We start from the raw sequence: 21,702 nt of genomic DNA on the forward strand, positions 1-21,702 counted from the left end.
TCACGCAACGCGCGCTGCCTGTGTACAGGCTGTGTACGCCCTGTGTACGCGCGGTGTACGGGCTGTGCCGTCGAAACCCCAGCATTTGCTGGCTGAATCGGTTGTGTGTTGCGTTGGCGTGCCAATGCAACGCACGCTGCCTGTTGCAACTCCTTCCGGCCGGTTTCGCGGATCCCATTCCGGGGGGTTCCGGTCAACCGGAACGCAGCGGGCCCCGTGTTTCCACGGGGCCCGCGCCCTCCCAAATCGCAGGCTGGCTCCCTCCACTGAACCGGGCCTGCTCGGGTATGGCGATTACGTCCGGATCAGCTCGGCCTGACGCACGATGACCTCGGCCTGCTTGATCGAGGCGATATCGACCAGTCTTCCCTTGTAAACCGTGGCGCCCGCGCCCGAACGCTTGGCCTCTTCCATCGCGGCGAGAATTTCGCGTGCTTCGGTCACGGCGGTGTCGGATGGCGAAAAGACCTCGTTGGCCAGTGCGATCTGGCTGGGATGGATGGCCCATTTGCCAACCATTCCAAGGGTTGCCGAGCGCCGGGCCTGGGCCATGAAGCCTTCCTTGTCGCTGAAATCGCCGAATGGACCGTCGACCGGAAGAACCCCATGGCTGCGGCAGGCCGCGACGATTTTCGCTTGCGCCCAATGCCACGGATCGGACCAGTAGTTCTGACCCTCGCGATGCATGTAATAGTTTTCCTGCGTCCCGCCGATCCCGGTCGTGGCCATGCCCATCGACGCGGCGAAATCGGCCGCCCCGAGACTGACCGCCTGCATGCGGGGGGAGGCCGCGGCGATTTCTTCGACATGGCAGATACCGGCCGCGCTTTCGATGATGACCTCGAAGCCGAGCCGCTTTTCGCGAGCCTTCGCGCTTTCGATCGCGGTCACCAGGGCGTCGACGGCGTAGATATCCGAGGCGTTGCCGACCTTGGGGATCATGATCAGGTCCAGGCGTTCGCTTGCCTGTTCCATCAGGTTCACCACGTCGCGATACCAGTAGGGGGTGTCCAGCCCGTTGATCCGCACCGACAAGGTCTTGTCGCCCCAATCGATATCCCCGATCGCCTGGATGGTCTGCTTGCGCGCGTTGTCCTTGTCATCGGGGGCGACCGAATCCTCGAGATCGATATTGATCACATCTGCATCGGACTTTGCCATCTTCTCGAACAGAGCCACCCGCGAACCCGGACCGAACAATTGGCAGCGGTTGAGGCGGGCGGGTGGCTGAGGTTGAAGGCGAAAGCTCATTGCGAATCCTTGGCGTTCGGTGAAACGATGTTGCGCCACCGTTTAACGCAGCCCTTTGCGAGCATCAAGCCGGGTTTTTGCACCGCAGCATGGCGGGCCCGTCGGATTGTCGTGCTTGACGCTGTGCCGCTTTCGGCGCAGGACCAAGGAAATCGGCCGGAACGGAGGATAAGGCATGGCGCGGACCGTATATGTGAATGGCGAATTTCTGCCCGAGGACGAGGCCACGGTTTCGATCTTTGATCGGGGCTTCCTGATGGCGGATGCCGTCTACGAGGTGGTCAGCGTCCTGGACGGCAAACTGCTGGATTTCGCCGGTCACATGGCGCGGCTGGCCCGTTCCCTTGAGGCGCTTGAGATGGACAACCCGTTGTCCGAGGATGAATATCTCGACGCGCATCGGCAATTGGTCCAGCGTAACGGGATCACCGACGGGTTGATCTATCTGCAGGTCTCTCGTGGCAATCCCGGTGATCGTGATTTTGCTTATCCGCCGAAGGGAACGGTTCCGACCACGGTCATGTTCACGCAGGCGAAGCCCGGTTTGGCGGATGCTCCGGCTGCCCGAACCGGATGGAAGATCGTCAGTGTCGAGGATCTGCGTTGGGGACGGCGCGACATCAAGACCGTTCAACTTCTGTATCCGTCCATGGCCAAGATGGAGGCGAAGGCACGCGGGGCCGACGATGCCTGGCTGATCGAGGAGGGCAAGGTGACCGAAGGCACCTCGAACAATGCCTATATCGTCAAGGACGGCAAGATTATCACGCGCGAGCTGAGCCACGATATCCTGCACGGGATCACGCGCGCCGCCGTGCTGCGCTTTGCCCGCGAGGCGCAGATGCAGGTCGAGGAGCGCAGCTTTACCCTGGCCGAGGCACAGGCGGCGGACGAGGCTTTCGTGACCTCGGCCTCGGCCTTCGTGATGCCCGTGATAGAGATCGACGGCACATCGGTGGGCGGCGGCAAGGTCGGTCCCGTGGCAACGCGTTTGCGCGAAATCTACCTGGAGGAAAGCCGCAAGACGGCGATCTGATCTGCCTGGATTTTCCTTGGTTTTATAGATGGTTAGGTCTCGCCACTTGCCTATCCGCTGCGGGATATTACCTCTTACATGAAGGTAATGGTGGATCAGAGGATCGGTAGCGATGAATGTAGAACAGCAATTGCTGATCGAGCAGCGGGTGGCGAATGAAGGGAAGTCCCAGATTGTCGCCTATTTGCTGTTGCTTCTCCTGTGGGGCTGCGGCGTCCACCGGATGTATCTGGGCCGCTATGTCAGCGGGTTCCTGATGCTGCTGATCTGGGGGCTGGGCTGGTTGACCGCCCCCATCCTGATCGGCTGGTTGCCGATCGGCTTCGTTTGCCTGTGGGTGATCATCGACATGTTCCTGATCCCCGGTATGATCCGCGAGGACAATGCGATCATCCGGCAAAGGCTGCTCGCCGAGACCGGGTGGGAGCGTTAAGCGACCCGGTCCCGACGAAGGATAACGACGTCAGACCGTCACGTTCAGCGCACCGCCATCAAGCAGGATATTCTGGCCGACAATAAAGCGCGCCTGCTGGCTGCACAGGAAGGCGCAGGTGGCACCGAAATCCTCGGGCTGACCATAGGCGCCGGTGGGGATACCCGATTGACGTTTCTTGCGGGCCTCGTCGATGCTGATTCCCCCCTTCTCGGCGACACCCTTGTCCAGGCTGTCGGCGCGGGCGGTGGCATGGATGCCGGGCAGGATATTGTTGACGCAAACTCCGCTTCCTGCCACCTGCCGAGACATGCCTGCGACAAAGCCGGTCAACCCGGCGCGGGCGGTATTCGACAGGCCCAGCACCGCGATGGGAGAGCGCACCGATTGCGAGGTGATGTTGACGACCCGGCCCCAGTCACGCTCCATCATACCGGGAACCAGCGCCTGCATCAGCGCGATCGCCGACAGCATGTTCGCATCTATGGCCTTGATGAAATCCTTGCGGCTCCAATCCGTCCAGGTGCCCGGAGGAGGGCCGCCCGCATTGGTCACCAGGATATCGGCCTCGCCGGTGGCGGCCAACACGCGTTCGCGGCCCTCATCGGTGGTGATATCGGCGGCGACAGGAGTGACTTCGACACCGTATTTGTCGGCGATCTCCTTGGCGGTCCGGGTGATGTCGGCCTCGGTCCGGCTATTGATGACCAGGTTGACGCCAGCCTCGGCCAGCGCCTCGGCGCAGCCGCGCCCCAACCCCTTGGAAGCCGCGCAAACCAGCCCTCGTTTTCCCTTGATCCCCAGATCCATAACGTCCTCCTGTTTCTTCGCGGCAGAGCAAACGCTTGTGCGGCGGGATTGTCAAACCGCTTGCGCGGCCTCGCGGATGGCACGGATATTGTTGCCATAGATGCTAGGTTGATCGACCGAGCCGCCCTTGAAAACCGCCGAGCCCGCGACCAGCACATCGGCCCCCGCCGTCGCGACGAGGGGGGCGGTTTTCGCATCGATGCCGCCATCGACCTGGATATGGACCGGCCGGTCGCCGATCATGCCGCGTAGCCGGGCGATCTTGTCGATCTGGCTATGGATGAATTTCTGCCCACCGAAACCGGGATTCACGGTCATCACCAGCACCATGTCGCAGAGATCCAGCAGGTATTCGACCGCCTCGACCGGGGTACCGGGGTTGAGTGCGATCCCGGCCTTCTTTCCCGCCGCCCGGATCGCCTGAAGGGTCCGGTGCGGATGCGGCCCGGCCTCGACATGGGCGGTGATCATGTCGGCGCCGGCCTCGGCATAGGCGTCGATATAGGCATCGACCGGGGCGATCATCAGGTGCACATCCATGAAGCCCCGGACATGCGGACGGAAGGCTTTCACCGCCGGAGGGCCAAAGGTCAGGTTGGGCACGAAATGGCCGTCCATGACATCGACATGCACCCAATCGGCGCCTTCGGCCTCGATGGCCCGGATCTCGCGCCCGAAATCGGCGAAATCGGCAGAGAGGATCGACGGGGCGATCTTGATGCGGCGGTCGAAATTCATGGCTGATCCTTCCTGCAGTCGTCGCGATATCCGGCCCGGCACGATGACATGACGGAAAAGCCGTTGGTATCGGTTATGGTCGAAAACGACTTCCCGTCAACCGCAAGCGGACAGGATCTCCCTTCAGGTCGCGCCTGTCAGAAGCAGAGGATCTCGGCTTCGGCCTCGGCGCGCCGCAGGCGGGCGATGATATCGGTCATCTCGGCCATGCCCTTGAACATCGAGGCGCGCTCGCCGGTGACTTGACGCATCCGCAACACGGTCTCGGCGTTGACATAGTCCTCATAGGGCAGCACCGAGGCGATCTGGTCGATAGCGCAAGAGCAACGGTCCAGAATGTCACGGCTTTGGCCGTTCGAGGCCATGCAGGTGAAAACATACTCGGCGCGGACATTCGTTGGATAGTCATTCACGGCCTGCGCCCATACCGCGGACGCGGTTAGCGTTACGCCAAGAGCAATCGCGATGACGGTCGGCTTCATTGCAGCACCATTCGTTTGATATAGCCCGGCTCGTCACCCTCCGTCCGGGCCTGCAATTCGCGGATCGGGGCTTCGGGGTCTTCATCCAGCGCAAAGGTCAGGGTCAGCGTTTCGAAACCCTTCATCTGCCCGGCATTCGGATCATCTTCGAAAGGATGAAAAGTGGCCGTGCTGCCGTCCTGAGAGATCTCGCCGCTTCTGAACAGCGCATCCTTGATGCGGTTGCGTATGTAATACGGACTGCCGCCGGTCAGCTTGGCGATATCCCGGGTCGTCTGCTCCAGGAAGAAGGTCAGCACCGGATCGCCGCCCGAGATCGGAAACGGTCCGATCTCGCGGGTCCGGCTGTCGGTTTCCTGGGTCAGCTGCAGGGCCGGCTGGTTGTCCGAAGGATCGGTGATCTCGTTCAATGTGACCGAGCCATCCTCGACATGCAGGAAACCGGCCGCGTCCGGCCCGTCCACATGCACCGACCAGCTAAGCCCATCGGGCTCGATCGACCATGGTCCCCGGTCAGCGAAGACCATGTCCCCGGCCTCGCCCGCGACCAGCGGAGATGCCGCGACAAGGCTCGCGGACAGCCCCAGCCACAGCGCGGTGGCGATGCTGCGTTTCATTGCCGTTCCTCCCATAATACCGGACCAGACTTGCGCCCTGCGTTCCGAAGAACAAGCCCCGCATGGCCCTCTCTCAGCCCTAGGTCGCAGCCTTAACTCAGAAGCCTGACCAGAATCTCGCTCAACTCGGCCGGACGCACGGGTTTTTCCAGAAGCGGCACCCCCATCGCGGCGCAGCGCCGGGCGATCTCGGGATCCCGGTGAGCGGTCACCACCACGGCGGGAACATTCCTGCCCGCCGCGTCCCGCAGCGCCAGAATCGACGCGAGGCCCGTATCGTCGCCTTCCAGGTTATAGTCGGCAAGGATGATATCGGGCGGCTCTTCGCCCATCGTGGCAAGTGCCTCTGCCGTGCCGCCGGTCACGCGGGCGACCATGCCGAGACGTTCTGCCAGGATCATCTCGTAGCCACGGCGCATACCATGGTCGTTCTCGATGACCAGCGCGACACGCCCGCGCAGCACGTGGCTCGACGCATCGCTTGCTTTCGGGTGGTGCTCGTGACTGCCATCGATCAGTGGCAGCCCAACGCGGAACAAGGTGCCGCGCATCGCCTCGGAACTCAGGCTGATCGGGTGTCCCAGCTTGTTGCAAGCGCGCCGCACGATCGACAGGCCCAAACCCATGCCTGGGGTGCCGTTATCGTTCCCGAGCCGCTGGAACTCGTCGAAGATCCGGTTGCGGTCTACCGCCGGGATGCCGACACCGCTGTCATACACGCTGAGCCATCCGGTCGCGCCACGTCGCCGGACCCCGACGACGACGCCGCCGCGGTTGGTATACTTGATCGCGTTCGACACCAGGTTCTGCGCGATACGGCGCAGGAAGACCGGGTCGCTTTCCACCACCGCATCGGTCGGGGCAAAGCTGAGCCGCAGGCCTTTTGCCTCGGCCAAGGGCGCGAATTCGGCGGCGAGGCGGCGAAACAATTCCCCCAACGGGACGGGCTGGCGATGAAACTCGATGCGCTGGCTGTCGAGGCGTGAGATGTCGAGGACGGCATGCATCAATTGCTCGACCGATTCGAAAGCGCCCGACAGGCGTTCGGTCAGTTCCTTCTGTTGTTCGTCCATGGGGGTGTCGGTCAGTGCCGACAGGAACAGCCGGGCGGCGGACAAGGGCTGCACCAGGTCATGGCTGGCGGCGCGCAGGAATCGGGTTTTCGAGCGGTTCGCCTCTTCGGCGGCGGCGCGGGCGACGGCCAGTTCGCGGTTGCGTTGCGACAGGTCGGCCATCGCCTGTTCAAGCTGCCTTGTGCGGGCCAGAACCTCTTGTTCCAGCGCGACGGCGGCCTGGAACATCGACCATGCCGAACCCCGTGTCTCCTCGAGCCGGTCGATACGGTCGATCAGAACGTCGGTGATGCGCCTCAGTTTCTCGACCTGCCGATGCGGCGGATCACTGTCACGCAGCATTATGCGCCTCTCCTTCCGGTATGGGCGGCATGAAGGCCACGCCCACGAAGGTCTGGTTCACATGCATACCGCTATGCTGTTCGCCATAGGTGTTGAAGCCCGCGACGCGGTAACGGGTGAACATCTCGGACATCGTATCCATCAGCCCGGCGCGCTCCAGCGCCAGTCGCCGCAGGATGCAGTCGAAGCCCAGCACCATCAGCGGCGGGCGCGGCAATGCCTCCAACGCTTCCGCGAAACCCTGGGTCATGTCGTCGCTGCGCCCGAGAGTCAGAACGGTGCCCGTGTCGATGGAGGACATCAGCGACAGCCCGCCATCCTCGGTCAATTCGCTTATGGCGCGGACGTGATGGCGCCTGCCCATCCGCAACAACAGCGGGTGGCGGGCGAATTCGGTCGGCGTCAGGTCCTGCATGGCAAGCCCGGTAATGCGGGCATATTCCTCGGCCGCGGGTTCGGCATTCAGCTCGACGATGCGGCGCTTGTCCGGGATCGCGGCGGTCACCACGGCGCGGGTTTCGGTCGGGCTGAAATGGGCGAAGGTCACCTCGCTGACGGCCAGATCGGTCTCGACCAGCAGGAAAACGGCGGCATTGCTGATGACCTCGCCATCGACCAGCAGGGTCGTTTGCCGGAAATCCAGCGCATCGCCTGCCGAGCCGCCCAGGACAGGCACGGCGGGCAAGGCGGCCTCGATCGTCGAAACCAGCGCGTCTTCTTGCCCGGCAACGCCATCGACCAACAGCAGCCCGAATTGCGAGCGCGCGGCATCGGGGCTGAAATTGCTGTGCATGCGGCGCAGAATGGCCATCCAGTCCGAAACGGGAAGGGTCGCCAGGTTGCGTAGCGTGATCGCTTCCGCACGGAAACTGCTGCGGGGAAAGCCGATCGCGACCACGCTGCCCGAGCTGTAGCCGCCCGGGCCGATCTCTCCCGCCGACGAGCAGCCGCATATCACGCATCCCGATGGCAGGGACGCATGCAGATCGGAGCCCAGCTTGGCGAGTCCCTCGCCCGCGGCTCCGAATACCAAAACGAGTCCGGGATCGGCGGCGCGCAGGCCGGCCAGAAGGCGATCCGCCAGATCGGCGGCATCGCGGTCGGCCTGCACGGCCACCGGCCCGGCGACGTCCTCCTTCGCGACCGGGCCGGTATCCATCAGCAGGCCTCGAACAGCCTGATCGAGTTGGCGAGCAGCACCGCCTGCGTCCGGCGGCGGGCATTGATCTTGGACATGATCGCGGTGATATGGGTCTTCACCGTGGCTTCGGCGATGGACAGCTCGTAGCTGATTTCCTTGTTCGCCTTGCCCTGGCAAATCAGTCGCAGGATACGCATCTGCTGCGGGGTCAGCGTCGCAAAGCGGCGGGCCAGTTCGGCGCGTGCTTCGTCCTTGGCATCAGCCTGATCGGGTTCGTAACCCTCGGGCGTGACGAATTCGCCGTCCCACATCCGGCGCAGGCTGTCGACCAGCGCCTCGCGGCTCAGTGACTTGCTGATATAGCCCTGTGCCCCTGCTGCCATCGCGGCCGATATCATCGCGCCTTCCAGGTCCGCCGAGATCATGGTGATCGGGACGTCGGGCAATTGTCGGCGCAGGGTCACGATCCCCTCGGCCCCACGGGCATCCGGCAGGTTCAGGTCCAAGATCACCGCATCGGGTGCACCTTGGGCCTTGATCTGCTCGATCGCGGCCCCCAGGCTGCGCGCGGTGCGCACATTCTTGAGACCAAAGCTGATCTTGAGCGTCAGCGCGAGGGCGTCGCACATCAGCGGGTGGTCGTCCACGATCAGGATCTCTCGAACCTGATCGGCATTCGGTCGTGGCGTCTGCGGCGGTTTCGCCTGCATGGCTGCGGCGGTCATCGTATCTCCTCCCAAGGCAATGGCGTCTTCGCGGCACCGCCCCCCAACAGTATCCGCACCTCCATAACCGATTGTAGGGCGGCTTGTAGACAACGCAAGCCCGAAGCTAAGACTTCGGTGCTATTGTGACCGATTGCCGGCCATGTCACGCTGACATCGCATCCAGGAGGACCTTCATGAGCACGATCCGCAGAGGGATTGCGGCCTTATGCGCGACCTTGGCCCTTATTGCGGCCGTTTTTCCCGCCCTTGCGGAGCCCCCGGTGATCAGCATCGGCACATTGGAGAACGGCACGGTCAACTGGGAATTGCAGACGATTCTCGAACAGAGGCTTGATCGCGAGAACGGGTTCAAGCTGGAAGTGGTGTCCCTGGCGGGAAACCCGGCCACCCAGATCGCGATGCAGGGCGGCGAGGTCGATTCGATCGTTTCGGACTGGCTTTGGGTGGCGCGGCAGCGTGCTTCGGGTGCGGATTTCACCTTCCTTCCCTATTCGACCGCCGTGGGCGGGCTGGTTGTGCCAAAGGATAGCGATGTTCAGGATCTCGCCGATCTCGAGGGGCAAAAGATCGGCATCGCGGGCGGGCCTGTCGACAAGAGTTGGCTGATCCTGCGGGCCTGGAACCGGCAGCAGAACGGAGAGGATCTTACCGATGTGACCGGGCAGGTCTTTGGCGCGCCGCCGGTGATCCGGAATGCCGCCGAGACAGGGGAAATCGCCGGAGCGGTGAATTTCTGGCATTACCTGGCCAAGATGAAAGCCGGGGGAATGCGCGAGGTAATCAGCGTCTCAAAGGCCGCGGCCGATCTGGGACTGGACCCGACGACACCGCTTTTGGGTTACGTGCTGCGCGATTCCTGGATCGAGGAGCATCCGGAACTGGCGCAGGGGTTGGCAACCGCGTCGCGGCAGGCCAAGGAATTGCTGGCCGGTGATGACGCTGTCTGGGAAGACATCAGGCCGATCATGAATGCCGCCGATGATGCCGAGTTCGAAGCGCTTCGCGAGGGTTGGCACGCAGGCATCCCGCCACAGGGGGATGTGGACCGGGGGAATGCGCAGAGGATGTTCTCGATCATGGCGGATCTGGGCGGCGAAGAGCTGACCGGCGGTTTGACCGAACTGCCCGAAGGGCTGTTCTGGTCGGGTGAGTAGGGCGCGACGATATCCATGGCAAAGCCCCGGCACGGTGCCGGGGCTTTTGTCGCTTGTGGCGATGCTGTTGCTGTGGACACTCGTGGCGATCTGGTCGGACAGTCCCCGGACCATGCCCGCACCATGGAGCGTCGCCGCCCGGATCGGGCAGATCGCTGCCTCGGGCGATCTCTGGTTTCATGCCGGTATGACGCTGTTTCGGGTGCTGGCGAGCTTTGTTCTGGCGATGGCGGTTGGCTTGATCCTGGGGCTGTGGATGGGCAGGTCGCGCGGTGCGGATCACTGGTTGAACCCGGGGCTGGTGATCGCGCTGAACATGCCTGCGCTGGTCATTATCGTGCTCGCCTATATCTGGATCGGGCTTAACGAGGTGGCGGCGGTGGCGGCTGTCGCACTGAACAAGATCCCGCTGGTGATCGTGATGATCCGCGAGGGAACGCGTGCATTGCGCCCCGATCTGGACGACATGGCGCGGGCCTTTCACATGTCGTCGCTCGACCGCTTTCGCCACGTGGTGCTGCCGCAGCTCGCGCCGCATGTTGCCTCTGCGGCGCGGGCGGGTATCTCTTTGATATGGAAGATTGTTCTGGTGGTGGAGTTCCTTGGCCGCTCGAATGGTGTCGGCTTCAAGATCCATCTGCTGTTCTCGAATTTCGACGTGACCGGCGTGCTGGCCTGGGCACTGGCATTCGTCGCGGTGATGCTGGCGATCGACATGTTCGTGCTGCGGCCATGGGAGGCTCGCGCCAATCGCTGGAGACGCGATGAGGATTGATCTGAAAGGGAAATCCTTCGCCGGACGCGAGGTCCTGGGCCCCCTGACGCTGGAGATCGGGCGGGGCCAGCGTATCGCGGTCCTCGGGCCGTCGGGGATCGGTAAATCGACGCTTCTGCGGATCGTCGCGGGGCTGGACGATGAATTCAGCGGGAGCCTGTCAGGGGATGACCGGCTGGCGGTTGTGTTCCAGGAGCCGACCTTGCTGCCTTGGCGCAGAGCATTGGAAAACATCACGATTCCAGCCGGCTGCGATGGCGAGGCGGCGCGTGAACTGATGGCTCTGGTCGGGTTGTCGGGGCGCGAGGAACAGTTCCCGCGCCAGATGTCGCTGGGGCAGCAACGCCGCCTCGCACTGGCCCGCGCCTTTGCCGCGCAGCCCGATATTCTGCTTATGGATGAACCATTTGCGAGTCTGGACGCCGATACGGCTTCGCGGATGATCGGGTTGACCATGGACCTGTTGGAGCGCAGCGGGGCCGGGTTGCTGCTTGTCACCCATGATACCGGCGAACCGGCGAAGCTTGGGGCGAGGCCGGTACAATTGGGCGGTAGTCCGGCGGTGCTGCAAGACTAGAGGGCGGGCGAGGGATCGTCGCGCAACACCACCGTGCGTTGCGCCCTTGTGCCGGACGCAACATCCACGCGGCTTGACACAGCAAATGCTGGGATTTCGGCTGCACAACCCGTACACCACGCGTGCACAGAACGTACACAGAGCGTACACAGCCAGCGTGCGTTGCGTGGAAAACTGCGATGGATTGTCGCGGATGGCGACAGCTTGCGGGCCTTCCTTTCGGAAACCGGTGATCCGCCGGTCAGCCTACGCGGCGCAGGAAGGCGCGGGTGCGTTCATCCTGTGCATTGCCGAATATCTGCGCGGGCGGCCCCTGCTCGACGATCCGGCCTCCCTCCATGAACACGATCCGGTCGGCGATCTCGCGGGCGAACTGCATCTCATGCGTGACGATCAGCATGGTCTGGCGGCCATCCGCGATGCGGCGGATCAGATCCAGGACCTCGCCCACCCATTCGGGGTCCAGCGCGCTTGTCGGTTCGTCGAACAGCATCAGCTCGGCATCCAGCGCCATCGCACGGCCGATCCCCACGCGCTGCTGCTGCCCGCCCGACAGCGCCGAGGGATAGCTGTCGCCGCGATCCCCAAGGCCGATCTGCTGCAGGATCTCGCGGGCGCGCTCTTCGGCCCTGGGTTTGGGCCAGTTCCGGACCGTGGTCAGCCCCTCCATGATATTGTCGCGGGCGGTCTTGTTGGCGAAAAGCGCATAGTTCTGAAAGACAAAGCCGGTCCGCCGCCGTAGCGCCAGCATGTCGGCCTTGCTGACCCTTGCCGCATCGACCGACAGGTCGCCGATCGTGATCCGCCCCTCGTCGGGAGGATCGAGGAAATTCAGGCAGCGCAGAAGCGTCGATTTGCCGGTCCCCGATGGGCCGATGATCGCCACGCGCTCGCCCGGTTTCAGGCACAGGTCGATGCCGTTCAGCACCGTGTTGCCGCCAAAACGCTTGACCAGCCCGGCGATATCGATCTCGCAGCTCATCGCGCCACCGCCTTTCCAAGATGCCGTTCCATGCGGCGCTGGCCGACCGAGAGAGTCTCGACAATGGCCCAGTAGAACAGCGCCACGACAAGGAATGCCTCCAGGTACAGGAAGCTGCCCGCCGCCTCTTTCTGGGCGGCGCCCATCATCTCGGTCACGCCGAGGGTGAAGGCCAGCGAGGTGCCTTTGATCATGTCGATGAAATAGTTCATCAGGGTCGGCGCGGCGGTGCGTGCCGCCTGCGGCAGGACGATCCGCCGCAAGAGCTGACTCTGGGTCATGCCGATGGACTGTGCGGCCTCCCATTGGCTGCGGTCGACGCCAAGGATCGCGCCGCGGATGCTTTCGGCCATATAGGCCGAGAAATGCATGGTCAGCCCGAAGATCGCCGCCGTCACCCCGTCGATGGTGGTCAGGAAGGTCAGCATCTGGGGCAGCCCGTAATAGAACAGGAACAGCTGCACCAGCAGCGGCGTGCCCCGGAAAAAGCTGATGAACACCGCCACGACCCGGTCCAGCACGGGTATCTTCAGCACCCGCACGATGGCCAGCAGCGCCGCCAGAACCAGAGCCGCCACCATCGAGACCAGCGCCATGAACAGGGTCAGCGGGACATAGCCGGCGATCACCGGCACGAGGTCCCACATATAGGCGATGTCCAGGGGCCGCATCAGTCGGCTTCAGCCAGCGGCTTGGTCACGTCCGCATCCAGCCATTTCTCGGAAATTTCGGCCAGCGTCCCGTTCTCCTTCAGCGTGGTGATCGCGGCATCGACGCGGTCGCGCAGGGCGTTTCCAGCTTCGTCGTCGCGGAAGGGCAGCGCGTTGCGGATCTCGTCGAAGGGCTGTCCGGCCAGCGCCAGCGGCAACGGGCTTTCCTTGATGACCTGCGCCGAGGACACGCGGTCCATCACGAAGGCATCGACGCGGCCAAGCGCCGTGTCCTGTTCGATATTCGATTCATAGGTGCGGATGTCGATCTCGTCCGCATAGGGCAGGTTGCGCAGCAATTCCTCGAAATTCGAGCCCAGGTTTACCGCGACCGAGCGTCCCTTGAGGCTTTCGGGGCCGGTGATCTCGTCCTCGTTGCCTGCCTTCACCACGACCTGTGCGCCGTCATAGACATAGGGCTGGGTAAAGACGAATTTAGCCTCGCGATCCGGGGTGATGGTGATCTGGTTCGCGACCGTGTCGATCCGGCCTGAATCCAGCGCGCCGATCAGGCCCGAGAAGGACATGGTGACGAACTCGACCTCGTCGCCGGTTTCCTCGGCGATGGCGCGCATGAGATCGACCTCGAAACCTTGCAACTCGTCGGCGCGGGTGAAGGTGAAGGGGAAATAGCCGCCGGACATGCCGACGCGGATCGTCTCGGACAGGGCGGGGGCGGTGAATGCCCCAAGGGCAAGGATCGCCGAAAGAATGGTCTTGCGCATGATGGACTCCTTCATGGTTCGGCTGACTAGATCGGGCCTTTCGGTGACGACCACAATATCAACGGGACCGGTCGCCGGAAATAAGGATCGCATTGACGGCAGGCGGGGGGAAGCAGAAAAATTTCCGTATACTGGCTGGGTGAGGGTGATATCGTTCTGTCGTGTGGCGGCAAAGCTGTTGCAGGAAGAACGCGGTCCCGGTCGCGGCCCGATCCGATCTTTCCTCAACAGGTGATTGCGCTCGCGCGTCAGGTCGCGCAAACTCCGCGCCAAAGAGGGAGGACCATCACATGAAACAACTCTATTCTGCCGCATTCCTGGCCGCCATCGCCGCACCCGTCGCCGCCGAAGAAATCAAGATCGGCTATGCGCTCGCTGAAGACAGTCATTATGGCGTCGCGGCCAAGGCATTCGAGGAATCGCTGACCGCTGCCCTGGGCGATCAGTTCAGCTTCCGGCATTTCCCGTCCTCGGGCCTCGGCGGCGAGCGCGAGGTGGTCGAGGGGGTGCAGCTCGGTACGGTCGAGATGACCATCGTGTCGACCGGCACCCTGTCGAATTTCGTGCCGGAATCCGGCGTGTTCGACGTGCCTTTCCTGTTCAGCAGCCTCGATCATGCCCGAGGTGTCCTGGATGGAGAGATCGGGCAGGAAATGCTGGCCAAGTTCGACGATGCCGGGCTGCATGCGCTGGCATGGGGCGAACAGGGCTTCCGGCATATCACCAATAATCGCGGCCCGATCGCGGCTCCTGCAGATACCGATGGGCTGAAGATCCGCACCATGGAGAACCCGGTACATATCGAGGCCTTCGAAGCGCTCGGCGCCGCGCCCACTCCGATGGCCTGGCCCGAGGTGATCGGTGCCCTACAGCAAGGCGCGATCGACGGGCAGGAGAATCCGCTTTCGGTGATCGTCTCGGCCAAGCTGAGCGAGGTGCAGACCTATCTGACGCTGGACGGGCATGTCTATTCGCCCGCCGTCATCCTGATCTCGCCGCAGTTGTGGGGTGAATTGGACGACGATCAGAAAGCCGCTTTCGAGGCAGCCGCTACCGATGCGGTCACCGCGATGCGCGGCTATGTGGACGAGGTCGAGGAATCGGGCGTTGCCACGCTGAAAGAGCAGGGCATGGAGGTGAACGAGCTCTCCGCGGAACAGAAAGCCGCCTTCCGCGACGCGCTGGCCGAACCCTACAAGACCTATGAGGAGCAGTTCGGCAAGGACCTGATGGACCGCATCCAGGCGGCCGAATGAGCAGCGATATGCGCTTCTTCTTCATGGAAATATCCCGGGGGTCCGGGGGCGGCGCCCCCGGCCGTCGCGGGACGCGATCCGTCGCCTGACCGATGCGCCGGATCGAACGCGCCTTCATCCTGCTGAACGGCACCGCCGTCATCGCCGGTCTGGCGCTAATGGCGGTGGTCGTCGGCTGGAATGTCTCGGCCCGCTATCTCTGGGCGAATTCCCTGCCCTGGGCCGACGAGGTGGCGCGCTACACGATGATCTGGCTGACCTTTCTCGGCAGCGGACTGGCGCTGCGCGAGGGTGCGCATGTCGCCATCAGCAATGCGCAAGAGGCGCTTCCCGGCCCCGCCCAGTATTGGCTGCGATGGATGATCCTGCTGCTCCTGTTCGGCTTCTTCGCCTTCATGGTCTGGGTGGGGATCGACTACATGAACCGCATGGCGATCCAGAAATCTGCGGCGCTTCGGTTGCCGATGAAATGGGTTTATGCGGCCATGCCAGCCGGTTTCGCCCTGATGATCGTCCATCTCGCGCTGATTGCCCCGCGTTACCTGCGGGCCGGGTTTTCATACACCGACGAGGCCGCCCGTGGTTGAGATCCTGGTTGCCGCCTTCCTGATCCTGATGCTGGCGGGGGTGCCGGTCGCCTTCGCGCTGGCATTGGCTGCATTCGCTGCCGTCATCATCACCGGGCAATATCCATTGGTAGTCGTGGTCAAGGAGATGTTCACCGGTCTGGACAGTTTCCCGCTGCTGGCCGTGCCCTTCTTTATCCTCGCTGCCGAGATCATGTCGGCGGGGGCAATCTCCGTGATGCTGCTGCGCTTTGCCTCGCAATTTGTCGGGCATCTGCGCGGCGGACTGGGCTATACCAATGTCCTGACCTCGACGCTCTTCGCGGGGATCTCGGGTTCGGCGCTGGCCGATGCGGCGGGGCCGGGAGCGATGATGGTCCGGATGATGGAGAAGGGCGGCTATTCCCGCGCCTATGCCGGGGCGCTGACCATCGCCACCTCGGTCGTCGGGCCGATCATTCCACCCTCGATCACCATGATCATCTATGCGCTGCAGGATCGGAACGTGTCGGTCGGTTCGCTTTTCATGGCCGGGATCCTGCCGGGGCTGCTGATCTCGGGCGCGATGGCCGGGGTCAACTGGTGGATCAGCCGCAAGCGCGGCTATCGCAGCGCCGAGCCCCGTCCGCCGGTTGCACAGATGATCCGCAACACGCTGACGGCCTTTCCGGCGCTTTTCCTGGTGGTGCTGATCGTGGGCGGCATAAGGGGAGGGGTCTTCACGCCCACCGAGGCCTCGGTCATTGCCGTCGCCTATGCCATCGTCGTCAGCGCGGTGGTCTATCGCGGCTTTACCCTGCGCGACCTGTGGGGAGCGTTCTGGCGCGCGGGCATCATGTCGGTCGCGGTGCTGATGATTCTGGCTGCCGCGCGGGCCTTTGCCTGGGTGCTGATCATCGAGGGCGTGCCGCAGGCCATGGCCGATGCGGTGATCGCCATGGAACTGTCGCCCATGGCCTTCCTGTTGATGGTCAACCTGCTTCTGCTGGCTTTCGGCATGTTCATGGACCCCTTGCCCGGCGTGATGATCCTTGTTCCAATCCTCGCGCCCATAGCCCACAGCCTCGGAATCGCCGCCGATCATTTCGCGATCATTGTCATCGTCAACCTGACCTTCGGCCTGATCACGCCCCCGGTCGGCGGGCTGATCTTTGTTGTCGCCTCGGCCACCAAGCAGCGCCCGTCCGATCTGATCCGTGAATTGCCGCCCTTCTTCATGGCGGCCATCGCGGTGTTGCTGATCCTGACCTTCGTGCCGGCCCTGTCTACCTGGCTGCCCGCGCTTGGCGGGTTCTCGCGGGGCTGAATCGCGCCGGTTTCGTAGGCGGTTGCCAAATGCCGCGCAGCGCCGCATCCTCCATGTGTCCAATATCAACCAAACGGGGGAGTGAAAATGAGTAGACGTGACGATCTGATCGCCAAATATGCACAAGACATCAAGGACAAGCTGGGCGAAACGCCGGATATGGACCTGCTGACCAAGGTCACCATCGGCTGCGGCCCGTCGATCTACAATGCCGATGCCGAGACCATTGCCTCGAGCGATGACGCGGAGCTGGACCGGGTTCGCAAGAATTACCTGATGAAGAAGCTGGGATTGGCAGACGGCCCGCAATTGATGGAAGCGATCAATTCGATCATCGACAAATACGGGCGGTCGAACCGCAACAAGTACCGCCCGGTCATCTATTACATGCTGTGCAAGCATTTCGGCAAGCAATCGGCCTATGGCTGATCGATCATTGCCTTGATCGCCGCCACGTGATCCGGCGAAGCGGCCCTGCTGTCCTCTGCCAGTTCCCGTGCCGCGGCGATCAGCTCTTCTGCCGGAACGATCCGGTCGATCAGGCCCCAGGCAAGAGCCTCGGGCGCTTCGATCTTTGCGCCTCCCATCAGGATCATCTTTGCCCGTGACGGGCCCACAAGTGCCGCCATGCGGGGCGGATCGCTCGGCTGCGGCAGGAAACCCAGCTTCATCACCGGATAGAAGAATTTCGCCTCCGGCACCGCCAGGCGCAGATCGCAGGCCAGAGCCATCCCGAAGGCTCCGCCCGCCAGCGTGCCGTTCAGTGCCGCGATGGTGAGGCAGGGCATCGAGGCCATGCGCGCCGAGAGCCGCTCCCATTCCGGGGATTTGGCCAGCCCGGCCCTGGCCTCTGCCAGATCCGCCCCGGCGGAAAAGACCTTTCCCGTTCCGGTCAGGATCAGTGCCCGGCAGCCCGATTCCGCCAGGTCGTCCAGACGTTTCGTCAGATCGCGTAGCATTTGCCCGGTCAGCGAGTTGGCCTTGTCCGGACGATCGATGGTCAACAGGGCAATATCTTCTTCAGACTCCGATTGTATCACGAATGTTCCCTTCCCCTTGCCTTCGGGCTATGTCAGAAACTGCCCTGAGTTATTCTTGACGAAAGGTATTAGCATGCGTCGCACCCTTGCAAGCTCCGCTATCGCACTGATCGTGGGCGCGGGCCCCGTTCTGGCAGATCTCACCCCGGCCCAGGTCTGGGAGAACCTGGAAAGTTATTATACCGACATGGGATATCAGGTAACTATCGGCTCGACGGACGATGCCGGTAGCACGCTGACCCTTTCGGATGTTGTCGCCACGTCCGAGACCGAGCAGGTCGATACGACAATCACGATTCCGACACTGACGTTGGAGCAGACGGGCGATGCCAAGGTGCGCTCGGTGATGGATGGAGAGCTCACCATCGAGTCGCTGACCCAAGTTCCTGACGAAGAACCGATGGAGTTCAACGTGGTTCTCGTCGCGCCCGACAACGAGATGCTGTCCTCGGGCACGGTCGAAGACATGTTGCACGAGTTCAACTATCCCAGCCTTGAGACCGTGGTTCGCCTCGGCGATGAGAATGCGAATGGGGGCGAAGTTCCGTTTACCGCGACATTGACCGATCTCACCGGACAATATCGCACTGTGCAGGGCGACGATCAGAATATCACCTATGACATGACAGCCGCAGGGATGGACCTGGAGCTGAACGTGAACGAGCCGCCCTCGGAAGGCGAAAGCCAGGGCCAAGGCAAATTCGCGGGGCAGATGCATATCGATGGCATCACCACCTCCGGTCAGACAGTCCTGCCCGCAGGCGTGGAGAACATGGCGGAACGGATCGATCTCGCGCTGAATGCCGGGTTCCTGGCCGATGGCACGCTCGAGATGGGCGAGATGACGGGCAACGCGACCTTCGAGGGAACCGATGCTGACGGGGGCTCGCAATCCGGAAGCGGCAAGTTCACCTCCGGGGGCGGCGATCTTACATTCGCCATGTCCAAGGACGGCATGTCCTATGAGGGGACATCGCAGGGGACCGAGGTCGAGGTGACGGTCGATCAACTGCCTTTCCCGATCGCTTATGCCGTCGAAAGCGCCGCGGGTGCACTGACCTTCCCGATCAGCAAGTCGGAGGATGCTCAGCCATTCTCGCTCAATTACGAGCTCGTGGGCCTGACGCTGGCTGACGGGATCTGGAACCTGTTCGATCCGGGTCAGGAATTGCCGCGCGATCCGGCTAACCTGAAGATCGACGTGGCGGGCGAGGCCCTGATGAAGGGCGATCTGTTCGACCCGGCCTTCGGTGAAGAAATGGCCGGTATGGCCGAGGAGAGCTCCGATCAGGATCCGACTGCTGACGGCGCGGATCAGGGCGCGACCGCTGATGGTGCCGATATGCCCGCCTCGCCCGAGATGCCGTTCGAGCCGCAATCGGTCAAGATCAACGCCGTCACGCTTCAGGCTGTCGGAGTGGATGCCAACGTGACCGGCGACCTGACGATCCCGCAGGGCGCGCAGCAGCCGGTCGGCATTGTCGAGGGCGAATTCACCGGCGTCAACGCGCTGCTCGAAAAGCTGGTATCGATCGGACTAGTCCCGCAAGAGCAGCTGATGGGCGCGCGCATGATGATCGCGATGTTCGCCAAGCCGGTCGAGGGCAATCCCGACCAGATGCAGACCAAGCTCGAGTTCAAGGAAGACGGCTCGATCTTTGCCAATGGTCAGCAAGTGCAATAACAATGCAGCCGTAAGGCACAGGGCCGGGCGACCCGCCCGGCCTTTTTCGTTCACTCCACTTCCGGCGCTGCGGGACGGTGGGGCCATAGTCGGAGGACAGGCATGAGCGGCGATGCTGCGAAAACCGATCTGAAAAAGCTGGCCGAGGGACTGGTCGAAGCAGCCCGGCGTGCCGGCGCCGATCAGGCCGATGCCCTGGCCATGCAGGGCCGCTCGGTCAGCATAGATGTCCGCGGCGGCGCATTGGAACAGGCCGAGCGCGCGGAAGGGATCGAGATCGGGCTGCGTGTCCTGATCGGCGGGCGCCAGGCCTGTGTCTCGGCTTCGGATCATGGCGAGGCGACCATCGCCGAACTGGCCGAGCGCGGTGTGGCCATGGCGCGCGAGGCCCCGGTCGATGATACGCTTGGACTGGCCGAGCCGGATCAACTGGCGGAGAAACGTGATGCGGGGGGATTGCAGGTGCTGGACGACCAGCCCGATCCGGCCCCCGAAGCCCTGCAGGAGACGGCCCTGCGTGCCGAGGCGGCGGCAATGGCCGCCAAGGGCATCAGCCAGGTCGAAGCCGCCAGCGCGGCATTCAGCAACCGCCATATGTGGCTGGCGGCCTCGAACGGGTTCTCGGGCGGTTACGGCCGCAGCACCCATGTCATCTCGACCGTCGCCATCACCGGCGAGGGGCTGGGGATGGAGCGCGACTATGCCGCCGAATCCCGAAGCTGGGCAGAGGATCTTCCCGATCCCGAAGAGATCGGCGCGCTTGCCGCCGAACGCACATTAGCCCGCGCCGGTTCTAGGAAGCCGCCGACCGGGGCGTTCCCGATCCTTTATGATCGCCGGATTGCCTCTTCGCTGATCGCTCATTTGTTGGCGGCAGTGAACGGAGGCGCAATCGCGCGCGGCGCAAGTTGGCTGCGCAAGGAGATGGGCGAGGCGGTCCTGCCCCTCGGCATGGACCTGATCGAAGACCCGCTGCGCATCCGCTATCCATCCTCGCGCCCCTTCGACGCCGAGGGGCTGGCCACCCGCAGGCGCGAGATCGTCTCGGGGGGGATATTGCAGGGCTGGACGCTGGATCTGGCCACTGGGCGCAAGCTGGATATGGAAAGCACCGCCTCTGCCGCGCGCGGGCTGACATCGCCGCCCTCTCCGGTGAACAGCAATGTCATCCTGACACCCGGCACGCAGACGCAGGAACAGATGATCGCCGATATGGGGCGCGGGCTGATCGTGACATCCATGCTGGGTGCCTCGATCAATGGCACGACCGGGGATTATTCACGCGGGGCGGCGGGTTTCTGGGTCGAGAACGGGCGCATCGCCTATCCGGTGAATGAATGCACCATCGCGGGCAACCTGCGCGACATGCTGATGACGCTGATCGCGGGGAATGACGCGCTGCCATGGCGCGGCATCGAGGTTCCCAGCCTGCTGGTGGAGGGCATGACCGTTGCCGGCGCCTGAGGCCGATCTGGAGCTTTTGGTCGATGCCGCGCGGCGGGTGGGGCGGATCGCGCTCGGTTTCTGGCGGCGTGATCCGCGCTCATGGGACAAGGGTGGAGATGCCGGTCCCGTCACCGAGGCCGACCTGGCCGTGAACGACGAGTTGCAGGCGAGCCTGATGGCCGCCCGGCCGGGCTATGGGTGGCTGTCCGAGGAAAGCGAGGCGGACCCGTCGCGGCTGGACGCGCAGCATTGCTTCATCATCGACCCGATCGACGGCACGCGCGCCTTCATCGCCGGGCAGGAAGGTTTCTCTCATTCCCTCGCCGTGACGGATGGCGACCGGATCGTGGCCGCGGTCGTCCATCTGCCGGTCCGTGACATCACCTATACAGCCTTCGCCGATGGCCCGGCGCAGCGAAACGGTCAGCCGATAACGCCCGCGCAGGCCGATATCGACGGCGCCTCCGTGCTGACCTATCGCGCCGTTTCCGAGCCTGGGCATTGGCGCGACGAACAGGTCCCGCCATTCCGCCGCGAATTCCGCCCCTCGCTGGCCTGGCGGCTATGCCTCGCCGCCGAGGGCAGGTTCGACGCCGCACTTTCGCTGCGGGCGGCATGGGAATGGGATATCGCGGCAGGCAGCCTGATTGCGGAACGGGCCGGTGCTGCCGTCACCGACCGGCGCGGCGAGCGGATGCGCTTCAACAGCCAGCGCGCCATGGTCGATGGCCTGATCGTCGCCGGAGACCGGCTGCACGGGCAGATATTGGAGCGGCTGAAGCCGTGAGCAGGTGATTTGCGTCCCGCGATGGCCGGGGGTTTCACACCCC

At 63.5% G+C, this 21,702-nt stretch carries 24 protein-coding genes; 12 read left to right on the forward strand and 12 right to left on the reverse strand.

From position 1 onward, the window contains the following. Window positions 1-294 precede the first annotated feature (294 nt). The gene (locus JHX88_RS01980) at window positions 295-1,251 is read right to left on the reverse strand and encodes an L-malyl-CoA/beta-methylmalyl-CoA lyase (protein ID WP_076522556.1); all 957 of its coding nucleotides are present in this window, start codon (window positions 1,249-1,251) and stop codon (window positions 295-297) included. A gap of 175 nt (window positions 1,252-1,426) precedes the next feature. Between JHX88_RS01980 and JHX88_RS01985 the strand changes: the two genes are divergently transcribed. Both JHX88_RS01985 and JHX88_RS01990 read left to right on the forward strand, forming a co-directional pair. Further along, entirely contained in the window at window positions 1,427-2,287 is an 861-nt protein-coding gene (locus JHX88_RS01985; protein WP_076522557.1) for a D-amino-acid transaminase, read from the forward strand. A 112-nt stretch (window positions 2,288-2,399) separates the two neighbouring features. Then, on the forward strand, window positions 2,400-2,720 hold the full coding sequence (locus JHX88_RS01990; RefSeq protein WP_076522558.1) for a TM2 domain-containing protein: 321 nt from the start codon (window positions 2,400-2,402) through the stop codon (window positions 2,718-2,720). 30 nt (window positions 2,721-2,750) lie between these two features. Here the strand turns inward: JHX88_RS01990 and JHX88_RS01995 are convergent, their stop codons facing one another. From JHX88_RS01995 to JHX88_RS02025, 7 genes are all read right to left on the reverse strand, one after another. Next, window positions 2,751-3,530 (reverse strand): SDR family oxidoreductase, encoded by a 780-nt coding sequence (locus JHX88_RS01995; RefSeq protein WP_076522559.1) that lies wholly within the window; start codon window positions 3,528-3,530, stop codon window positions 2,751-2,753. Window positions 3,531-3,581: 51 nt separating this feature from the next. Then, a complete protein-coding gene (gene rpe / locus JHX88_RS02000; RefSeq protein ID WP_076522560.1) occupies window positions 3,582-4,268 on the reverse strand; it encodes a ribulose-phosphate 3-epimerase in 687 nt (228 codons plus the stop codon). A gap of 137 nt (window positions 4,269-4,405) precedes the next feature. Beyond that, window positions 4,406-4,750 (reverse strand): hypothetical protein, encoded by a 345-nt coding sequence (locus JHX88_RS02005; RefSeq protein WP_076522561.1) that lies wholly within the window; start codon window positions 4,748-4,750, stop codon window positions 4,406-4,408. After that, window positions 4,747-5,367 (reverse strand): hypothetical protein, encoded by a 621-nt coding sequence (locus tag JHX88_RS02010; RefSeq protein ID WP_076522562.1) that lies wholly within the window; start codon window positions 5,365-5,367, stop codon window positions 4,747-4,749. Before JHX88_RS02010 ends, JHX88_RS02005 begins: the two co-directional genes overlap by 4 nt. A gap of 92 nt (window positions 5,368-5,459) precedes the next feature. Continuing rightward, on the reverse strand, window positions 5,460-6,782 hold the full coding sequence (locus JHX88_RS02015; RefSeq protein ID WP_076522563.1) for an ATP-binding response regulator: 1,323 nt from the start codon (window positions 6,780-6,782) through the stop codon (window positions 5,460-5,462). Beyond that, a complete protein-coding gene (locus JHX88_RS02020) occupies window positions 6,772-7,941 on the reverse strand; it encodes an FIST N-terminal domain-containing protein (RefSeq protein ID WP_084202733.1) in 1,170 nt (389 codons plus the stop codon). The genes JHX88_RS02015 and JHX88_RS02020 overlap by 11 nt, the downstream gene beginning before the upstream one ends. Then, window positions 7,941-8,648: a response regulator gene (locus JHX88_RS02025; RefSeq protein ID WP_076522564.1), complete on the reverse strand. Its 708-nt coding sequence runs from the start codon at window positions 8,646-8,648 to the stop codon at window positions 7,941-7,943. The genes JHX88_RS02020 and JHX88_RS02025 overlap by 1 nt, the downstream gene beginning before the upstream one ends. Before the next feature lie 176 nt (window positions 8,649-8,824). Between JHX88_RS02025 and JHX88_RS02030 the strand changes: the two genes are divergently transcribed. The 3 genes from JHX88_RS02030 to JHX88_RS02040 all read left to right on the forward strand — a co-directional run bounded on the left by JHX88_RS02030 (window position 8,825) and on the right by JHX88_RS02040 (window position 11,157). Further along, a complete protein-coding gene (locus JHX88_RS02030) occupies window positions 8,825-9,805 on the forward strand; it encodes an ABC transporter substrate-binding protein (protein WP_076522565.1) in 981 nt (326 codons plus the stop codon). Window positions 9,806-9,866: 61 nt separating this feature from the next. Then, window positions 9,867-10,580, forward strand: coding sequence for an ABC transporter permease (locus JHX88_RS02035; RefSeq protein WP_084202796.1), 714 nt, complete (start codon window positions 9,867-9,869; stop codon window positions 10,578-10,580). After that, window positions 10,570-11,157, forward strand: a complete 588-nt coding sequence (locus JHX88_RS02040; RefSeq protein ID WP_076522567.1) for an ATP-binding cassette domain-containing protein — start codon at window positions 10,570-10,572, stop codon at window positions 11,155-11,157. The genes JHX88_RS02035 and JHX88_RS02040 overlap by 11 nt, the downstream gene beginning before the upstream one ends. A 241-nt stretch (window positions 11,158-11,398) precedes the next feature. On the opposite strand, the gene JHX88_RS02045 is transcribed toward JHX88_RS02040, so the two are convergent. From JHX88_RS02045 to JHX88_RS02055, 3 genes are read right to left on the reverse strand one after another with little or no spacing between them, the layout of a single operon-like run. Beyond that, window positions 11,399-12,139 carry an amino acid ABC transporter ATP-binding protein gene (locus JHX88_RS02045; protein ID WP_076522568.1) on the reverse strand — a complete coding sequence of 247 codons (741 nt, stop codon included), beginning with the start codon at window positions 12,137-12,139 and terminating at the stop codon, window positions 11,399-11,401. After that, a complete protein-coding gene (locus JHX88_RS02050) occupies window positions 12,136-12,810 on the reverse strand; it encodes an amino acid ABC transporter permease (RefSeq protein WP_076522569.1) in 675 nt (224 codons plus the stop codon). The genes JHX88_RS02045 and JHX88_RS02050 overlap by 4 nt, the downstream gene beginning before the upstream one ends. Then, window positions 12,810-13,574 carry an amino acid ABC transporter substrate-binding protein gene (locus tag JHX88_RS02055; RefSeq protein WP_076522943.1) on the reverse strand — a complete coding sequence of 255 codons (765 nt, stop codon included), beginning with the start codon at window positions 13,572-13,574 and terminating at the stop codon, window positions 12,810-12,812. The genes JHX88_RS02050 and JHX88_RS02055 overlap by 1 nt, the downstream gene beginning before the upstream one ends. Window positions 13,575-13,864: 290 nt before the next feature. Here JHX88_RS02055 and JHX88_RS02060 point away from each other — a divergent pair, with 290 nt between their 5' ends. From JHX88_RS02060 to JHX88_RS02075, 4 genes are all read left to right on the forward strand, one after another. Continuing rightward, window positions 13,865-14,830, forward strand: a complete 966-nt coding sequence (locus JHX88_RS02060) for a TRAP transporter substrate-binding protein (protein ID WP_076522570.1) — start codon at window positions 13,865-13,867, stop codon at window positions 14,828-14,830. Between the two features lie 92 nt (window positions 14,831-14,922). After that, the gene (locus tag JHX88_RS02065; RefSeq protein ID WP_076522571.1) at window positions 14,923-15,417 is read left to right on the forward strand and encodes a TRAP transporter small permease; all 495 of its coding nucleotides are present in this window, start codon (window positions 14,923-14,925) and stop codon (window positions 15,415-15,417) included. Next, a complete protein-coding gene (locus tag JHX88_RS02070; RefSeq protein WP_076522572.1) occupies window positions 15,410-16,702 on the forward strand; it encodes a TRAP transporter large permease in 1,293 nt (430 codons plus the stop codon). Before JHX88_RS02065 ends, JHX88_RS02070 begins: the two co-directional genes overlap by 8 nt. A gap of 87 nt (window positions 16,703-16,789) precedes the next feature. Beyond that, window positions 16,790-17,131, forward strand: coding sequence for a DUF2853 family protein (locus JHX88_RS02075; protein WP_076522573.1), 342 nt, complete (start codon window positions 16,790-16,792; stop codon window positions 17,129-17,131). Here the strand turns inward: JHX88_RS02075 and JHX88_RS02080 are convergent. Next, window positions 17,122-17,742 carry an enoyl-CoA hydratase/isomerase family protein gene (locus tag JHX88_RS02080; protein ID WP_076522574.1) on the reverse strand — a complete coding sequence of 207 codons (621 nt, stop codon included), beginning with the start codon at window positions 17,740-17,742 and terminating at the stop codon, window positions 17,122-17,124. The two genes, JHX88_RS02075 and JHX88_RS02080, sit on opposite strands and share 10 nt — an antisense overlap. Window positions 17,743-17,815: 73 nt before the next feature. On the opposite strand from JHX88_RS02080, the gene JHX88_RS02085 reads away from it, so the two are divergent. From JHX88_RS02085 to JHX88_RS02095, 3 genes are all read left to right on the forward strand, one after another. Next, entirely contained in the window at window positions 17,816-19,426 is a 1,611-nt protein-coding gene (locus JHX88_RS02085; protein WP_076522575.1) for a DUF2125 domain-containing protein, read from the forward strand. Between the two features lie 102 nt (window positions 19,427-19,528). After that, window positions 19,529-20,890, forward strand: coding sequence for a TldD/PmbA family protein (locus JHX88_RS02090; protein ID WP_076522576.1), 1,362 nt, complete (start codon window positions 19,529-19,531; stop codon window positions 20,888-20,890). Further along, entirely contained in the window at window positions 20,877-21,659 is a 783-nt protein-coding gene (locus JHX88_RS02095) for an inositol monophosphatase family protein (RefSeq protein ID WP_076522577.1), read from the forward strand. Before JHX88_RS02090 ends, JHX88_RS02095 begins: the two co-directional genes overlap by 14 nt. Window positions 21,660-21,702 lie beyond the last annotated feature (43 nt).

It is taken from the genome of Paracoccus saliphilus (assembly GCF_028553805.1).
GTDB classification, from domain to species: domain Bacteria; phylum Pseudomonadota; class Alphaproteobacteria; order Rhodobacterales; family Rhodobacteraceae; genus Paracoccus; species Paracoccus saliphilus.

What these genes read in the sequence shown, in the direction of transcription:
- JHX88_RS02030 (WP_076522565.1), top strand. Translation starts at nt 8,825, where the DNA reads ATGAGCACGATCCGCAGAGGGATTGCGGCCTTATGCGCGACCTTGGCC.
- JHX88_RS01980 (WP_076522556.1), bottom strand. Translation starts at nt 1,251, where the DNA reads ATGAGCTTTCGCCTTCAACCTCAGCCACCCGCCCGCCTCAACCGCTGC.
- JHX88_RS02065 (WP_076522571.1), top strand. Translation starts at nt 14,923, where the DNA reads ATGCGCCGGATCGAACGCGCCTTCATCCTGCTGAACGGCACCGCCGTC.
- JHX88_RS02015 (WP_076522563.1), bottom strand. Translation starts at nt 6,782, where the DNA reads ATGCTGCGTGACAGTGATCCGCCGCATCGGCAGGTCGAGAAACTGAGG.
- JHX88_RS02085 (WP_076522575.1), top strand. Translation starts at nt 17,816, where the DNA reads ATGCGTCGCACCCTTGCAAGCTCCGCTATCGCACTGATCGTGGGCGCG.
- JHX88_RS01985 (WP_076522557.1), top strand. Translation starts at nt 1,427, where the DNA reads ATGGCGCGGACCGTATATGTGAATGGCGAATTTCTGCCCGAGGACGAG.
- JHX88_RS01990 (WP_076522558.1), top strand. Translation starts at nt 2,400, where the DNA reads ATGAATGTAGAACAGCAATTGCTGATCGAGCAGCGGGTGGCGAATGAA.
- JHX88_RS02090 (WP_076522576.1), top strand. Translation starts at nt 19,529, where the DNA reads ATGAGCGGCGATGCTGCGAAAACCGATCTGAAAAAGCTGGCCGAGGGA.
- JHX88_RS02075 (WP_076522573.1), top strand. Translation starts at nt 16,790, where the DNA reads ATGAGTAGACGTGACGATCTGATCGCCAAATATGCACAAGACATCAAG.
- JHX88_RS01995 (WP_076522559.1), bottom strand. Translation starts at nt 3,530, where the DNA reads ATGGATCTGGGGATCAAGGGAAAACGAGGGCTGGTTTGCGCGGCTTCC.
- JHX88_RS02060 (WP_076522570.1), top strand. Translation starts at nt 13,865, where the DNA reads ATGAAACAACTCTATTCTGCCGCATTCCTGGCCGCCATCGCCGCACCC.
- JHX88_RS02050 (WP_076522569.1), bottom strand. Translation starts at nt 12,810, where the DNA reads ATGCGGCCCCTGGACATCGCCTATATGTGGGACCTCGTGCCGGTGATC.
- rpe (WP_076522560.1), bottom strand. Translation starts at nt 4,268, where the DNA reads ATGAATTTCGACCGCCGCATCAAGATCGCCCCGTCGATCCTCTCTGCC.
- JHX88_RS02040 (WP_076522567.1), top strand. Translation starts at nt 10,570, where the DNA reads ATGAGGATTGATCTGAAAGGGAAATCCTTCGCCGGACGCGAGGTCCTG.
- JHX88_RS02010 (WP_076522562.1), bottom strand. Translation starts at nt 5,367, where the DNA reads ATGAAACGCAGCATCGCCACCGCGCTGTGGCTGGGGCTGTCCGCGAGC.
- JHX88_RS02045 (WP_076522568.1), bottom strand. Translation starts at nt 12,139, where the DNA reads ATGAGCTGCGAGATCGATATCGCCGGGCTGGTCAAGCGTTTTGGCGGC.
- JHX88_RS02005 (WP_076522561.1), bottom strand. Translation starts at nt 4,750, where the DNA reads ATGAAGCCGACCGTCATCGCGATTGCTCTTGGCGTAACGCTAACCGCG.
- JHX88_RS02055 (WP_076522943.1), bottom strand. Translation starts at nt 13,574, where the DNA reads ATGCGCAAGACCATTCTTTCGGCGATCCTTGCCCTTGGGGCATTCACC.
- JHX88_RS02035 (WP_084202796.1), top strand. Translation starts at nt 9,867, where the DNA reads ATGCTGTTGCTGTGGACACTCGTGGCGATCTGGTCGGACAGTCCCCGG.
- JHX88_RS02025 (WP_076522564.1), bottom strand. Translation starts at nt 8,648, where the DNA reads ATGACCGCCGCAGCCATGCAGGCGAAACCGCCGCAGACGCCACGACCG.
- JHX88_RS02020 (WP_084202733.1), bottom strand. Translation starts at nt 7,941, where the DNA reads ATGGATACCGGCCCGGTCGCGAAGGAGGACGTCGCCGGGCCGGTGGCC.